This window comes from Maritimibacter alexandrii (assembly GCF_005871115.1).
GTDB lineage: Bacteria > Pseudomonadota > Alphaproteobacteria > Rhodobacterales > Rhodobacteraceae > Maritimibacter > Maritimibacter alkaliphilus.
Genome location: NZ_SWKQ01000018.1, coordinates 1 through 13929, shown reverse-complemented (window position 1 = coordinate 13929; position 13929 = coordinate 1). Strand labels below are relative to the sequence as shown.

At 62.8% G+C, this 13929-nt stretch carries 24 protein-coding genes; 5 read left to right on the top strand and 19 right to left on the bottom strand.

Annotation, left to right across the window (positions count from 1 at the left end; genetic code table 11):
- Position 1: 1 nt before the first annotated feature.
- The 7 genes from rplN to FCT00_RS20315 form a co-directional block, all read right to left on the bottom strand.
- Positions 2-370, bottom strand: a complete 369-nt coding sequence (gene rplN, locus FCT00_RS20345; protein ID WP_005621870.1) for a 50S ribosomal protein L14 — start codon at positions 368-370, stop codon at positions 2-4.
- A 78-nt stretch (positions 371-448) separates the two neighbouring features.
- Positions 449-679: a 30S ribosomal protein S17 gene (gene rpsQ, locus FCT00_RS20340; RefSeq protein ID WP_138424459.1), complete on the bottom strand. Its 231-nt coding sequence runs from the start codon at positions 677-679 to the stop codon at positions 449-451.
- A gap of 14 nt (positions 680-693) precedes the next feature.
- Positions 694-897 carry a 50S ribosomal protein L29 gene (rpmC, locus tag FCT00_RS20335; RefSeq protein ID WP_138424458.1) on the bottom strand — a complete coding sequence of 68 codons (204 nt, stop codon included), beginning with the start codon at positions 895-897 and terminating at the stop codon, positions 694-696.
- 169 nt (positions 898-1066) lie between these two features.
- On the bottom strand, positions 1067-2374 hold the full coding sequence (locus FCT00_RS20330) for an acyltransferase family protein (RefSeq protein WP_138424457.1): 1308 nt from the start codon (positions 2372-2374) through the stop codon (positions 1067-1069).
- Between the two features lie 18 nt (positions 2375-2392).
- Positions 2393-3001, bottom strand: coding sequence for an acyltransferase family protein (locus FCT00_RS20325; protein ID WP_171043073.1), 609 nt, complete (start codon positions 2999-3001; stop codon positions 2393-2395).
- Positions 3002-3105: 104 nt separating this feature from the next.
- Positions 3106-3786 carry a Crp/Fnr family transcriptional regulator gene (locus tag FCT00_RS20320; protein ID WP_138424455.1) on the bottom strand — a complete coding sequence of 227 codons (681 nt, stop codon included), beginning with the start codon at positions 3784-3786 and terminating at the stop codon, positions 3106-3108.
- A gap of 127 nt (positions 3787-3913) precedes the next feature.
- The gene (locus tag FCT00_RS20315) at positions 3914-4597 is read right to left on the bottom strand and encodes a cyclic nucleotide-binding domain-containing protein (RefSeq protein ID WP_138424454.1); all 684 of its coding nucleotides are present in this window, start codon (positions 4595-4597) and stop codon (positions 3914-3916) included.
- Between the two features lie 104 nt (positions 4598-4701).
- Between FCT00_RS20315 and FCT00_RS20310 the strand changes: the two genes are divergently transcribed.
- Positions 4702-5325, top strand: coding sequence for a TIGR02466 family protein (locus FCT00_RS20310; RefSeq protein ID WP_008331571.1), 624 nt, complete (start codon positions 4702-4704; stop codon positions 5323-5325).
- 206 nt (positions 5326-5531) lie between these two features.
- Here the strand turns inward: FCT00_RS20310 and rplP are convergent, their stop codons facing one another.
- The 6 genes from rplP to FCT00_RS20280 all read right to left on the bottom strand — a co-directional run bounded on the left by rplP (position 5532) and on the right by FCT00_RS20280 (position 8845).
- Positions 5532-5945 (bottom strand): 50S ribosomal protein L16, encoded by a 414-nt coding sequence (gene rplP / locus FCT00_RS20305; protein WP_008331576.1) that lies wholly within the window; start codon positions 5943-5945, stop codon positions 5532-5534.
- Positions 5946-5957: 12 nt separating this feature from the next.
- Positions 5958-6665, bottom strand: coding sequence for a 30S ribosomal protein S3 (gene rpsC / locus FCT00_RS20300; protein WP_008331577.1), 708 nt, complete (start codon positions 6663-6665; stop codon positions 5958-5960).
- Positions 6665-7045, bottom strand: coding sequence for a 50S ribosomal protein L22 (gene rplV, locus FCT00_RS20295; protein WP_008331578.1), 381 nt, complete (start codon positions 7043-7045; stop codon positions 6665-6667). The genes rpsC and rplV overlap by 1 nt, the downstream gene beginning before the upstream one ends.
- 3 nt (positions 7046-7048) lie before the next feature.
- Complete coding sequence (gene rpsS, locus FCT00_RS20290; protein WP_008331580.1) at positions 7049-7327, bottom strand: 30S ribosomal protein S19; 279 nt, start codon at positions 7325-7327, stop codon at positions 7049-7051.
- Between the two features lie 3 nt (positions 7328-7330).
- Positions 7331-8173: a 50S ribosomal protein L2 gene (gene rplB / locus FCT00_RS20285; protein ID WP_008331582.1), complete on the bottom strand. Its 843-nt coding sequence runs from the start codon at positions 8171-8173 to the stop codon at positions 7331-7333.
- Positions 8174-8494: 321 nt separating this feature from the next.
- The gene (locus FCT00_RS20280; RefSeq protein WP_138424453.1) at positions 8495-8845 is read right to left on the bottom strand and encodes a DUF2200 domain-containing protein; all 351 of its coding nucleotides are present in this window, start codon (positions 8843-8845) and stop codon (positions 8495-8497) included.
- 108 nt (positions 8846-8953) lie between these two features.
- Here FCT00_RS20280 and FCT00_RS20275 point away from each other — a divergent pair, with 108 nt between their 5' ends.
- The 4 genes from FCT00_RS20275 (at position 8954) to FCT00_RS20260 (ending at position 10710) form a co-directional block, all read left to right on the top strand.
- A complete protein-coding gene (locus tag FCT00_RS20275; protein ID WP_138424452.1) occupies positions 8954-9298 on the top strand; it encodes an ArsR/SmtB family transcription factor in 345 nt (114 codons plus the stop codon).
- Entirely contained in the window at positions 9288-9791 is a 504-nt protein-coding gene (locus FCT00_RS20270) for an SRPBCC family protein (RefSeq protein WP_138424451.1), read from the top strand. The genes FCT00_RS20275 and FCT00_RS20270 overlap by 11 nt, the downstream gene beginning before the upstream one ends.
- 3 nt (positions 9792-9794) lie before the next feature.
- Positions 9795-10208, top strand: a complete 414-nt coding sequence (locus tag FCT00_RS20265; protein ID WP_138424450.1) for an SRPBCC family protein — start codon at positions 9795-9797, stop codon at positions 10206-10208.
- A 208-nt stretch (positions 10209-10416) separates the two neighbouring features.
- Positions 10417-10710, top strand: a complete 294-nt coding sequence (locus tag FCT00_RS20260; protein WP_138424449.1) for a hypothetical protein — start codon at positions 10417-10419, stop codon at positions 10708-10710.
- A gap of 2 nt (positions 10711-10712) precedes the next feature.
- On the opposite strand, the gene FCT00_RS20255 is transcribed toward FCT00_RS20260, so the two are convergent.
- The 6 genes from FCT00_RS20255 to FCT00_RS20230 form a co-directional block, all read right to left on the bottom strand.
- A complete protein-coding gene (locus FCT00_RS20255) occupies positions 10713-11447 on the bottom strand; it encodes a L,D-transpeptidase (RefSeq protein ID WP_138424448.1) in 735 nt (244 codons plus the stop codon).
- 177 nt (positions 11448-11624) lie between these two features.
- A complete protein-coding gene (locus FCT00_RS20250) occupies positions 11625-11921 on the bottom strand; it encodes a 50S ribosomal protein L23 (RefSeq protein WP_008331605.1) in 297 nt (98 codons plus the stop codon).
- A complete protein-coding gene (gene rplD / locus FCT00_RS20245; protein WP_008331607.1) occupies positions 11918-12535 on the bottom strand; it encodes a 50S ribosomal protein L4 in 618 nt (205 codons plus the stop codon). The genes FCT00_RS20250 and rplD overlap by 4 nt, the downstream gene beginning before the upstream one ends.
- Positions 12532-13404, bottom strand: a complete 873-nt coding sequence (rplC, locus tag FCT00_RS20240; RefSeq protein ID WP_008331609.1) for a 50S ribosomal protein L3 — start codon at positions 13402-13404, stop codon at positions 12532-12534. Before rplC ends, rplD begins: the two co-directional genes overlap by 4 nt.
- Positions 13405-13418: 14 nt before the next feature.
- Entirely contained in the window at positions 13419-13727 is a 309-nt protein-coding gene (rpsJ, locus tag FCT00_RS20235; protein ID WP_040885642.1) for a 30S ribosomal protein S10, read from the bottom strand.
- Between the two features lie 73 nt (positions 13728-13800).
- The coding region (locus tag FCT00_RS20230; protein WP_456237904.1) for an EF-Tu C-terminal domain-related protein at positions 13801-13929 on the bottom strand (129 nt) is incomplete at its 5' end.

Genomic DNA, 13929 nt, shown 5'->3' with positions numbered 1-13929 from the left:
CTTACAGCACCTCCGGAGCGAGCGAGATGATCTTCATGAAGTTCTTCGCGCGAAGCTCACGAACCACCGGCCCGAAGATACGGGTGCCGACCGGCTCGTTGTTGTTGTTGAGGATGACGGCGGCGTTGCGATCGAAGCGGATCGCAGTGCCGTCTTCACGACGGACTTCTTTGGCGGTGCGCACGACGACGGCCTTGCGGACGTCACCTTTCTTCACGCGGCCGCGCGGGATGGCTTCCTTGACGGAGACGACGATGATGTCGCCCACCGAAGCGTATTTACGCTTGGAACCACCCAGGACCTTGATGCACTGCACCCGGCGAGCGCCGGAGTTGTCAGCGACATCCAGATTGGTCTGCATCTGGATCATAGGGTTTCTCCTGACCTGTGGGGCTAGCCTCTGGCATCACCGCCCCATGGTTTCGATCGAACTGGTTGTCAGCCGCCGTCAGGCGGTGATGACTTCCCAGCGTTTGGTTTTCGACTTCGGCGCGCATTCCTGAATGCGGACGGAGTCACCGACTTTGAACGTGTTGTTCTCGTCGTGGGCCCGGTACTTTTTCGACTTCCGGATCGTCTTTTTCGTAACGGGGTGCGTGAAGCGGCGTTCGACGCTCACGGTCACGGTCTGGGCGTTGGCGTCCGAGGTCACGGTGCCTTGCAGGATACGTTTGGGCATCAGTCAGGCCTCCCTCAGTTGCCGGCCGCTTGCGCGGCTTTTTCGTTCAGAATGGTTTTCACACGGGCCACGTCACGTTTGACCTGACGCATGCGCGCGGTGTTCTCGAGCTGGCCGGTGGCCTGCTGGAAGCGCAGGTTGAAGGCCTCTTTCTTGAGGTCGCCCAGCTGGTCTTTCAGCTGGTCCGCGCTCTTGTCGCGAAGTTCGCTGGCGTTCATCGCCTTTTCCTTTCCAATCACCGGCGGGCCCCCGATTGCGGGGTGACCCTTGGCCCGGTGGGTTCATGCAAAACACACGAATCCCGCGCACGGGAATCGTGAGATGCCGCTCTATAAAGGCAGCATCCCCTACGGGCAAGGAAAAGATCAGGATTTCTTGGCGAATACGTCAGTCGCCTGCGATCACGTCGAACCAACCGGCCTCGGCCGCGCGCCGACCGTAGAACGCCGCACCCGCGAGCGTCCAGTGATGGTCGTCATACATCGCCTTCTTGCCCTCCGGCGTCGTCAGGTCGCACATTTCGGTGGCGTCGTCGCAGGCCAGCGACCGCACATCGAGGTACGGCACCCCGGCAGTGTCGGCGATTTCCGCCAGACGGACCGAGTCCTTGCGCGCTCCTGGCGCCTCGTATTTGTAGGCGAGTCGGTCGACCACGCTTTGATCCGCAATCTCGCCGTTGCGGCGCAGATACCAGTCGAAGATCGGCAATTCGGAGGGCGACCGGAACACGGCCCGGTGGCCGGTCACGATCACGCGCTTTCCGTCCGCCTTGAAGGCCTCGATGGCGGCGGGAATGCGCGCCAGCCCCTCGGGCGTGTAATGCTGGGCGATCAGGATGACGTCGGCCGCAGCGTAGCTGGGCGAGGCGCGCAGGGCCTTGAGCTGGTTGCCCGGCCACCGCACGTACATCACGAACCGGACGAAGGCCAAGCCATCCGATGCCTCCCGGTTCTGGTGAAGGGCGTTGAGCATATCCTTGCCGTGGGAATCGCCGACCACCAGCACCTTGAGGCGCGCGTCGTCGGGAAAAATCTGCGCGTCCGGCGCGTCGCGAGCCGGGATGTTCTCGAGCATACTGCCCGCACCGGCCGCCTCGACGATGTCTTCGATGTAGGTCCAGGTCTGCGACGCCAGCTTTTCATTGTCCGGTTCGTTGTCGCCGTAAAGCGCATCGAGCTTCGCCGTCCGCTGGTCCAGCCCGACGCCGGTCTGCACGATCCCGAAGAACCCGAGGATCACGACGAACATGACCGCCAGACCGCCGCCCATCCGCGGGGCCGACAGACGGAACCGGAAGGGTTTTTCGACGAGGTAATAGCCCGCCGCCGAGAGGGCGAAGGTCAGGATCAGCCACACCACCATGTCGACCGGACCGGGGTCGCCAAGCGCCGAGATCCGCCCGAAGGCAAAGATCGGATAGTGCCAGAGGTAAAGCGAATAGGACAGCTTCCCGATCCAGACGACCGCCGGGATCGACAACACACGCGACACGGCCTCGCCCGGCCGCATGAACCAAATGAGCGCGCAGGTCGCGGCGACCACGGGGTTCGTGGCGAGGCCCAGGTGCCCGACCCGGTCGAGCGAGATCAGGCTGACCGAGGCGATCACGACGGCCAGCGCGACAGGGGGGACTAAAGCGGCCCATCGCCGCCCCTGCCCCAGCGTCCAGCCCCGCAACTGCGCCAGCGCAAGCACCGAGCCCGCCAGAAGCTCCTATGCGCGGCTGACCGGCGAGAAGAAGGAGATGCGCGGGCTGGCCTGTGTCGTCGCCTCGGCCAGTCCGAGCGTCAGAACCAGAGCGACGCCTGCGGCAGGCGCGAACCATCGTTTCGGCACGATCAGCACGAACAGCGGAAACAGCAGGTAGAACTGCTCTTCGATGGCGAGGCTCCAAGTGTGAAGAAGCGGCTGGTACAGCGACGATTGCGCGCCGTATTCCCCCTGCACGTAGAACCAGAAGACGTTGCTGTAGAAAAACAGCGTCGCCGGGATCGATTCAGCGAAACGGGCCAGTTCGGACGGCAGGAACAAGATCCACGCCGCAGGAAGGCTCACCAGAATGACGAGGAACAGCGCGGGCAGGATGCGCCGGACCCGGCGCAGGTAGAACTGGCCGAACGAGATGCGGCCGGTCTCTTCCTTTTCGCGCAGCAGGATCAGCGTGATGAGGTAACCCGACAGGACGAAGAACAGGTCCACCCCTAGGAAGCCGCCGGGGATCAGCGCGGCGGCGCCCAGCGATATCTTGAGGTGATAGATCATCACCGACAGAACCGCGACCGCGCGCAGCCCGTCGATTTCGGGCCGATACTTCAATGACATTCCGGCCCCCGTCGCCTGCAACCCATGCTCAAATGACCCTGGGCCGTCACGCCCGGCCCCCGGTCGCATTGGTAATAACAGGTCGCGGGGTTGAAAAGGTTTAATCAGGCCGGTCCGAGCGCCACCTCGAGCGCGCGGGTGTTGGACGCGACCATCTTGGCCCTGAGGTCGAGCGCGATGGCCGCCGCTACCAGCCCGAACAGGTCGGGGTTCGTGTCCTGTAACCGGTCGAGTTTGTCGCGGTCGATCCGCCAAACCCGTGTCGGAACGTCGATCGCAACATCCGCCGTCGCGGTGGTTTCGCCGAGCATCGACATTTCGCCCACGAAATGACCCGGCCCGATCTCGCCCAGCCGCACGCCATTGACGGTATAATGCGCGCGCCCATCGGACAGGTAAGTCAGCCAGCGGGGCCTTTCGCCCTGCCACGTCAAACCGTGCCCCGGCTCCAGATCGATCCACTCCCCGTGATCGAACAGCGCCCGGCGGTGGCCCGGTGTGCCCCCGCGGAAATACCGCGCGATCATCCGCCGTTCTTCATCGCTGAACCGGGCACGCCGATCCCGATGCCACAAAAGCGCGATCTGAACCACGTTCACCGCGATCAGAAGCCCCTCCCAGAACACGCCGACGACATTGCCGAGCCAGATCCAGTCATAGGCGATCCCGGTGACAGCCGAGGCGACGAGGAAGAGCCGCAGCAACATCATCCGTCGCATGAGGCTCGAAACGATCAGAAATATGTAGGACAGGTGACCGACCAACCCGTCGGTCACAAACCCCATTCCAAAAATATCGGACACTACACACCCGCGAAAATCCATCGGATGAAACAGGTTAGGCCGCCTGCGCGCGCCAAGGCAAAGAAAAACAATTCGTCCGGGTGGGTTTCTTTTCGAGGCCCGCGACCCGTCAGGAGGCGGTCGAGGACTGCTTTGTCCTCTGGTTCCCGTGAATGACCTTGGCCCGCAGGTTCAATGCCGTTCCGGCCTCGATCAGCCCGTAAAGAAGCGGTTGGTTCACCTTCATCCGGTCCAGCTTGTTGCGCTCGATCTGCCAGACCCGCGCGGTGTCCGAGACCGACACATCGGCCGTGGCAAGGCCGTCGCCCATCAGAGACATCTCGCCGATGAAGTGATCCGGGGCGACCCGCGCCACCTCGGACCCGTCCGATGTGACGACCGCCGCACCGCTGACGATGTAGGTCAGGAACCGGGGCCTGACGCCTTCCTCGGTCAGAACCTCGCCCGGCGCCAACGTCTCCCACCGCCCCATGTCGAGGAGCAGCCGCCGCGCGCCCGGCGTGCCACCCGTGAGCCATGTCTCGATCATGTGCTTTTCCTCGTCCGAGAACTTGGCGCGGTGATCGCGGGTCCACAGAAGCACGATCTGAACCACGTTCACGAGGACGAGCAGCGCCTGCCAGAACGCACCGACGACATTGCCGATGATGAACCAGTCGAAGATGATTCCGGCGATGGCCGATCCCATGACGAAGAGGCGTAGCCAGAACATCCGCCGCATCAGCGACGAAACGATCAGCAGGATATAGGACAGGTGGCCGAAGAAGCCGTCGGTCAGAAATGTCAGGTCCATAAGGTGCGTCCCGTCGACGCTGCAATGCAGAATGGAGATACGCGGTATTGCTACCCAAGCCGCATGGCGTATTCAAAGGAAAACGCACCTGACCGGAGGCCGCCATGGCTGACATCTCATCGCTTTTCGTAACCCGCCTCTACCGCGCCCGGCTGAACGAGTTGGGGGCGGACGTGGACACCGACGAACTGGAGGCCTCGTGCTGGGCGATCTACGAGGATGACGAGGCCGGGCAGGCATGGTGCGAAAAGGAGGGGTATCCCGGTTACACCTCCTACGCCTCGCTGACCGACCTGCCGTGGCGCTCGCCGATCTTCGCGGCGGTGGAAAAGGCATTGGATGCCCATGTCGCCGCCTTCGCCGAGGAACTGGAATTCGATCTGGGCGACGGCAAACTGGTGCTCGAGGATCTTTGGATCAATATTCTGCCCGAAGGCGGGATGCACACGTCCCACCTGCATCCGCATTCGGTGATTTCCGGCACGACCTATGTGGCGATGCCGGAGGGCACCTCGGCCTTGAAGCTGGAAGACCCCCGCTCGGCACGCCTGATGGCCGCCCCCCCACGCAAAAAGTCCGCGCGGGAGGACCAGCGCACCTTCGTCTACGTGAAGCCGGTGGTGGGCGACGTCCTGCTCTGGGAGTCATGGCTGCGCCACGAGGTGCCGATGAACATGGCCGAGGAAGAGCGGATTTCGGTGAGTTTCAATTATAAGTGGGAGGGGTGACGGGAGCACCAGCCCGCTAGTCGGGTCATGCTCAAAGCACACCTCCGGCTGGATCATTCGCCCGGCACCTGCGGTGCTATTCGCGCGGCTGCGCTTCTGGCCTGTTATTCATCCCAAAAAGAAAAACCCCCGACGCTCACACGCCGGGGGTCCAATTCGTAGGGTGGGTGAAACCCACCTCTGGTGGGCGCGAACCCACCTCCCGATTACCAGTCCTCGCGGACCACGGTGCGGGTTTTGATCGGCAGCTTCATCGCGGCCAGACGCAGGGCTTCGCGCGCGATCTCGTCTGACACGCCGTCGATCTCGAACATCACGCGGCCCGGCTTGACCTTGGCGGCCCAGCGGTCGACCGAACCCTTACCTTTACCCATACGAACTTCGATCGGCTTGGCCGAGATCGGAACGTCCGGGAAAATGCGGATCCAGACACGACCCTGACGCTTCATGTGACGCGTCATGGCACGACGGGCGGCTTCGATCTGGCGTGCGGTCACACGCTCAGGCTCGAGAGCCTTCAGGCCGTAGGTGCCGAAGTTCAGGTCAGAGCCACCCTTGGCCTGACCCTTGATCCGGCCCTTGTGCATCTTGCGGAATTTTGTGCGCTTCGGTTGTAGCATCTCAGTTCCTCCTTAGCGGCGGCCACCGGCACCGCGGGGGGCCGGACCGTCCTGGAGCTCTTGTTGCTTACGATCACGCGCGGAGGGATCATGCTCCATGATCTCGCCTTTGAAGATCCAGACCTTAATGCCGATGATCCCGTAGGGGGTCTTGGCTTCGGCCAGGGCGTAATCGATATCGGCGCGGAGCGTGTGCAGCGGCACACGACCTTCGCGAAGCCACTCGGTCCGTGCGATTTCGGCACCACCCAGACGACCAGCGCAGTTCACGCGGATGCCGAGGGCACCCATGCGCATGGAGTTCTGAGCGGCACGCTTCATCGCGCGACGGAACGACACACGACGCTCGAGCTGCTGGGCGATGGATTCGGCCACCAGCTGCGCGTCGAGTTCCGGCTTGCGCACTTCCACGATGTTCAGGTGCAGTTCGCTGTCGGTCATCTTGGCGAGCTTCTTGCGGAGCACTTCGATGTCCGCGCCTTTCTTGCCGATGATGACACCCGGACGGGCGGTGTGGATCGTGACGCGGCACTTCTTGTGCGGACGCTCGATAATCACACGGCTGACGCCGGCCTGCTTGCACTCTTCCTTGATGAACTCACGGATCTTGAGGTCTTCAAGAAGGAGATCACCGTATTCGTTGGTATCGGCGTACCAGCGGCTGTCCCAGGTGCGGTTGACCTGAAGGCGCATGCCGATCGGATTGACTTTCTGACCCATTAGGCTTGCTCCTCAACTTGACGCACCTTGATGGTGAGTTCCGAGAACGGCTTGTTGATGCGGCCATAACGGCCACGGGCACGCGGGCGACCGCGCTTCATGACAAGGTTCTTGCCCACGAACGCTTCGGCGACGACCAGTTCGTCGACGTCGAGGTTGTGGTTGTTCTCGGCGTTCGCGATGGCCGACTGAAGGCATTTCTTCACGTCGACGGCGATCCGCTTTTTCGAGAAGGTCAGATCGGCCAGAGCCTTTTCGACCTTCTTGCCACGGATCATCGCGGCCACGAGGTTCAGTTTCTGCGGGCTGGTGCGAAGCATGCGCAGTTTTGCCATTGCTTCGTTGTCTGCCACGCGGCGGGGGTTCTTTTCCTTGCCCATGACTTACTTCCGCTTCGCTTTTTTGTCGGCAGCATGCCCGTAGTAGGTACGGGTCGGCGAGTATTCACCGAATTTCTGTCCGATCATTTCCTCGGTCACGTTAACGGGGATGTGCTTCTGCCCGTTGTACACGCCAAACGTCAGGCCCACGAATTGGGGCAGGATCGTCGAACGGCGCGACCAGATCTTGATGACTTCGTTGCGGCCGCTTTCGCGCGCCTTCTCGGCCTTCTTGAGGACGTAAGAGTCGACAAAAGGCCCCTTCCATACAGCACGTGCCATAGATTACCGGCCCTTCTTCTTGGCGTGACGCGAGCGGATGATCAGCTTCTGCGACGCCTTGTTCTTGTTGCGGGTGCGCTTGCCCTTGGTGTCCTTGCCCCACGGGGTAACCGGGGTACGACCACCAGAGGTGCGGCCTTCACCACCACCGTGCGGGTGGTCGATCGGGTTCATCGCAACACCACGGACCGACGGACGCTTGCCCATGTGGCGGACGCGACCGGCTTTACCGAGGTTCTGGTTCGAGTTGTCGGGGTTCGACACGGCACCGACGGTGGCCATGCATTCCTGACGGACCATGCGCAGCTCGCCCGAGGACAGGCGGATCTGGGCGTAGCCACCGTCACGACCGACGAACTGGGCATAGGTGCCCGCGGCGCGCGCGATCTGACCGCCCTTGCCCGGCTTCAGCTCGATGTTGTGAACGATGGTGCCGATCGGCAGGCCCGAGAACGGCATCGCGTTACCCGGCTTGATGTCGACCTTCTGGCCCGCGACGACGCTGTCGCCAACGGCGAGGCGCTGCGGCGCGAGAATGTAAGCCTGCTCGCCGTCTTCGTATTTCACGAGGGCGATGAAGGCGGTGCGGTTCGGGTCGTATTCGATCCGTTCCACGGTGGCCGCGACGTCAAACTTGTTCCGTTTGAAATCAACGATCCGGTAAAGACGCTTCGCGCCACCGCCACGGCGGCGAGAGGTGATCCGTCCGGTGTTGTTCCGGCCGCCCGACTTCGTCAGACCCTCGGTGAGGGATTTGACGGGACGTCCTTTCCAAAGCTCCGAACGGTCGATCAGAACCAGCCCACGCTGGCCCGGCGTCGTCGGTTTATACGACTTGAGTGCCATGCTTTCTGTCTTCCGTTGCTTTGCAGCGGGGTGCGTGCCCCGCCTGTCTGTGTGTGGGCTTGGCTCGCTGAGCGGTGCCCGGGTGTAGCCCCCCGAAGGTGGCCGAATTCAATAAGTCAAAGACCCCGGAACGAATCCCGGGGCCATGGACCGTTGCGCTATAGCGGTGTTGGGGGGATGTGTCCAGTGCGGCGTCGCCGATTGTGTTGCGCGCAGCCCTTTGGCGAAAGGCATGCCCGAACGCACGAAACGCCGCCGGGTCTGATCGGGATGGCGCTGGCGCCGAGTGTTGCGGGGGCTATGGCGAGCCCGGCTCGAAGCTCACCCCCGCAGGATCTTCTCCATCTTCTTCCCCCGGGCCAACTCGTCGATCAGCTTGTCGAGATAGCGGATCTCCTGCATCAGCGGGTCTTCGATCTCTTCGACCCGGACGCCGCAGATGACGCCTTTGATCTCGGACCGGGCGGGGTTCAATGCGGGGGCTTCGCCGAAGAACGTCTCGAAATCCGTTTTGTCCTCCAGCACCCGGCCCAGACCGTCGTCGTCGTAGCCGGTGAGCCAGTGAATGATCTCATCCACCTCTTCCTTGGTGCGCCCCTTCTTTTCGGCTTTGGTGATGTAATGCGGATAGACGCTTCCGAAACTGATGCCGAATATGCGGTGCTTTGCCATTTGGGGCCTCCTGTTCGCCCACCCAGAATAGGGCTCTGCCCGCTGGTCGCCAACGGGTCATTACTTCACCATTGACAGAACTATCCGACTCACCGGATACTTCACCAAATGGAGAACAATAAACCGAACCTCGATGCCGTCTTTCACGCGCTGGCCGATCCGACCCGCAGGGCGGTGGTGCAGGCGCTGGTCAAGGGCGAGGCGACGGTCAGCGATCTGGCCGCGCCGCATGACATGGGCCTGCCCGCCTTCATGAAGCACCTGAGCGTGCTGGAGGCGGCGGGGCTGATGAAAAGCGAAAAGGTGGGACGTGTGCGCACCTGTGCGCTCGATCCCGCGACCATGACCGCGACCGAAAGGTGGTTCGAAGAGCAACGCGCGTTTTGGCAAGGCAGATACGCCCAACTGGACGATCTGATTGCGGCGCTACAGGGAGAGAAAGATGAAGAGTGACCTGCAATTTCAGTTTCTGGCCGACGTGCCGGGCCATACCCTGCGCATCAAGCGCGAATTCGCCGGTCCGCGCGACCTGATCTGGGACTGCTACACCAAGCAGGAACTGCTCGAGAAATGGTTCGCCCCCAAGCCGCTCAAGACCAAGACCGCGAGCATGGAGTTTCGCGAGGGTGGCCATTGGCATTACGCCATGTATGACGACGAAGGCACCGAATACTGGGGGTGGACCGACTATGTCACCATCGACCCGCAGGAGCGGTATACGACCCGTGACGCCTTTTCCGATGCGACGGGCGCGCCGAACACCGACCTGCCCGTCGCCGACTGGATCATCACGTTCGAGGAGGCGGGCGACCGCACGATCGTGCGCACCGTCATCGACTATGGCTCGCCCGAGGGCCTGCAAACCGTGATCGACATGGGCATGGAGGAAGGGCTTGGCGCCACCTATGTGACCTTGGACGATCTCATCGAGACCTTGAAAGGATAACCCATGTCCACTGAGAAAATCACCATCGACGCCACGGTCGATGCCCCGGTCGAAACCGTCTGGGCCCGCTATACCGACCCGGACCACATCACGCGCTGGAACTTCGCATCAGACGACTGGTGCTGCCCGTCCGCCTCGAACGACATGCAGATCGGCGGCAAGTATTCGGCCCGGATGGAGGCGAAAGACGGCAGCTTCGGCTTCGATTTCGAGGCGATCTATACTGACATCACGCCGGAACGGTCGCTCACCTACAGGCTGGAGGACGGGCGCATGGTCACCACGACCTTCGAACCCATCGGCGGCCAAACGCAGGTGACGACGGTGTTCGACGCCGAAACGGAAAACGATGTCGAAATGCAGCGGGGCGGCTGGCAGGCGATCCTGAACAACTTCAAGGCGCACGCGGAAAGCTGAGGTCGAAGTGCCTCTCGCGCGGGGCGTCGCGCCTTGGGCTTGGGCTTGGGCACGCTGGCGATCTCGTCGACCGGGGTGGGTCGGGGTTCGTCCGTCGGCAACCGGAACACGCGAAGCGCGGTGTTGCAGCCTCACGACCCCTCGGGAAATTGCACTGGCCATTCCGCCTTTGTTCCCCGAAGGTGCGGGCAAGATACAGGAGATCGCCATGAAGACGAAAACGATCATCGCGCTGGCCGCGCTGCCCCTGACCCTCGCGGCGTGCGATATGCCCGCGACGACCACGGCAGGCGCGTCGCAAGGCACAATCTCGAACGTGCCGGAACGGATCGCCGAACTCGCGGCGCCGGGTCAGAACCTGAATTCGGTCAGGATCAACGAATTGGACGGGTGCTACGAATACCAGTATTTCGGCCCGGTCGAGACGACCTATCTGCCGCTGCGCACCCGCGACGGCCGCCCGATCTGCACGCGGGCACCGGGCGATCCGGCACCCGCCTGAGTTCAGCTTCCGGCGGTGATGCGCTCTGGCGGGTGCAGATGCGCCGTCGCGCCCTTGTAGACCTGTGGATACAGGTCGTTGATATGGGCCATGACCATGCGCACGCAGCCGGAACTTGCGCGACCGCCGATCGACCCCGGCGAGGGCGAACCGTGGATGCGCAGGAGCGTGTCGCGGTTGCCTTCGTAAAGATAGAAGGCCCGTGAGCCGAGCGGATTGCGGGGCCCGCCGCTCATCCCGTTCTCATGCTGCTTGTAGAGGTGCGGATCGCGCTTGATCATCGCGGCCGTGGGTGTCCAGATCGGCCACTTCGCCTTGCGCCCGACGGTGTAGACCCCCGGCTCGTACAGGTTGCCGCGCGCGATGGCGACGCCATAGCGCATCGCGGTCCCGCCCGCTTCGATGTGGTAGAGATACCGCGCGACGGCATCGACATGCAGATCGCCGGGGGTGAGGCCGGGATTGGCCTCGACCCGACGGGGCAGGAAGCGGGGGGCCAGCCCCCAGGGGTTCGACGTGGCCGGATCGTAGCCCGCCGGGGTGATCTGCGCGTCCCAACGGTCCCAGTTGGCCGGGTTCGATGTCGGGCGCGGCGGCGTGGGCGCTGCCGCTTCCGCTTCGGTCGTTTCCGCCGGCGTCTCGACGGTCGCTTCTGCGTCCTCGTCCTGTGCCCAGGCGGCGATCGGGGCCGAGAACAGTGCGGTGGTGGTCATCACGAAATGACGGCGAGTGAGCATGGCGAGGTTCCTTCTTGTCGAACCGGCTGACGGATTGGTGTGCCGGTCCCTGTCCCGTTCGAAACGGAATCGCCCGGCAGCGTGTTCCAGATGCTTATTCTATCACAAAAGAAAAAGCCCCCCAGCCTGGGCTGGAGGGCTCAAGTCTTTGTGTGGCAGGTTTGCCCGCCGACACGATCACAGACCGGTGGTCACGTCGATCGTGTTGCCCTCTTCGAGGGTCACATAGGCTTTCTTGACGTCGTTGCGGCGGCCCATCTGGCCCCGGAACCGCTTCTGCTTGCCTTTGGTGACGGTCGTGTTCACGGCCTTCACCTTGACGCCGAAGAGCGTTTCCACCGCTTCCTTGATGAGCGGCTTGTTCGCGTCGATCGCCACTTCGAACACCACGGCGTTGGCCTCGGAGGCCATGGTGGATTTCTCGGTGATGATCGGCTTGCGGATCACGTCGTAGAGTGCGGCTTTGTCGGTCATTTCAGACGAGCCTCCAGAGCTTCGACACCCGCTTTCGTGAGCACGAGCGTGTCACGCTTGAGGATGTCATAGACGTTGGCGCCCATCGACGGCAGCACATCGAGACCTTCGATGTTGCGCGCGGCCTTGGCGAAGTTCTCGTTCACCTCGGCACCGTCGATGATGAGCGCGCGCTTCCAGCCCAGATCCTTGACCAGCTTGGCCAGCACCTTGGTCTTGCCATCGGCTTCGGCGGTGTCGATCACGACGATCGCACCTTCCTGCGCCTTGGCGGAGAGCGCGTGCTTGAGGCCGAGCTTGCGGAATTTCTTCGTCAGCTCATGCCCGTGCGAGCGCGGGGTCGGACCCTTGTAGATACCACCCTTGCGGAAGATCGGCGCGTTGCGGTCGCCGTGGCGTGCGCCACCGGTGCCCTTCTGGCGATAGATCTTCTTGGTCGAGTAGCTGGTTTCCGAGCGAGTTTTCACCTTGTGGGTGCCCTGCTGCGCGTTGTTGCGCTGCCAGCGGACCACACGGTGCAGGATGTCGGCGCGCGGCTCGAGCCCGAAAAGGGCCTCGTCCAGCTCGACCGACCCGGCTTTGCCGCCGTCCAGTTTGATCACGTCGAGTTTCATTCGTCGCCTTCCTTCTTCTCGGCGTCGGAGCCGGCATCTTCACCCTTTTCGGCGTCGATCTCGGCTTCGGCTTCCTTCAGGGCGGCCTCTTCGGCAGCAGCCTGCTCTTCGGCCAGACGCTTGGCTTCCTCTTCCGCCTCGGCGGCAGCGGCGGCAGCGGCTTCTTCCGCGGCTTTCGCAGCTTCTTCAGCGGCGGACTTCAGGGCAGCCGGGAGAATGGCGTTCTCGGGGAACGGCTTCTTCACGGCGTCCTTGATGGTGACCCAGCCACCTTTGGAACCCGGAACGGCACCTTTGATCATGATCAGACCGCGTTCGCTGTCCGTCTTCACGACCTGGAGGTTCTGGGTGGTGACACGGGCAGCACCCATGTGACCGGCCATCTTCTTGCCCTTGAACACGCGGCCCGGGTCCTGACACTGACCCGTCGAACCGTGCGAACGGTGGGAGATCGACACACCGTGCGAGGCGCGCAGACCACCGAAGTTGTGCCGCTTCATGGCACCGGCGAAGCCTTTACCGATCGAGGTGCCCGAGACGTCCACGAACTGACCCGCGAAGTAGTGGTCAGCGGTGATCTCTTCACCCACGTTGATCAGGTTCTCGGCATCCACGCGGAACTCGGCAACCTTGCGCTTGGGCGCAACGTTGGCGGTGGCGAAGTGGCCACGCATGGCTTTGGACGTCCGTTTGGCCTTGGCCGAACCGGCGCCAAGCTGAACGGCGGTGTAGCCGTCCTTCTCGGTCGTCCGCTGGGCCACGACCTGCAACCCGTCGAGTTGCAGAACGGTGACCGGCACTTGCTTACCGTCTTCGAGGAAGAGGCGGGTCATGCCGACCTTTTTTGCGATAACACCAGAGCGCATCATTGCTCATGCCCTCCTTAAACGGAAATCTGCACGTCGACGCCGGCAGCGAGGTCGAGCTTCATGAGCGCGTCCACGGTCTGCGGGGTCGGGTCCACGATGTCGAGCAGACGCTTGTGCGTCCGGATCTCGAACTGATCGCGCGATTTCTTGTCGATGTGCGGCCCACGGAGAACCGTGAACTTTTCGATCTTGTTCGGCAGCGGGATCGGCCCGCGCACCTGCGCACCGGTCCGCTTGGCGGTCGCAACGATCTCCTGCGTGCTGGCGTCCAGCACGCGGTAGTCGAACGCCTTCAGGCGGATCCGGATGTTCTGGCTTTGAATGGCCATTGTCTTGTCCTTTTCAGTTGAGAGGAGGACCTCCGGCTCATCCGGAAGCCCTCGTCGAACCCGTTAATTACTCGAGGATTTTCGAGACGACGCCGGAACCCACGGTGCGGCCGCCTTCGCGGATGGCGAAGCGGAGGCCGTCTTCCATGGCGATCGGGGCGATCAGCTCGACGGTGAACTTCAGGTTGTCGCCCGG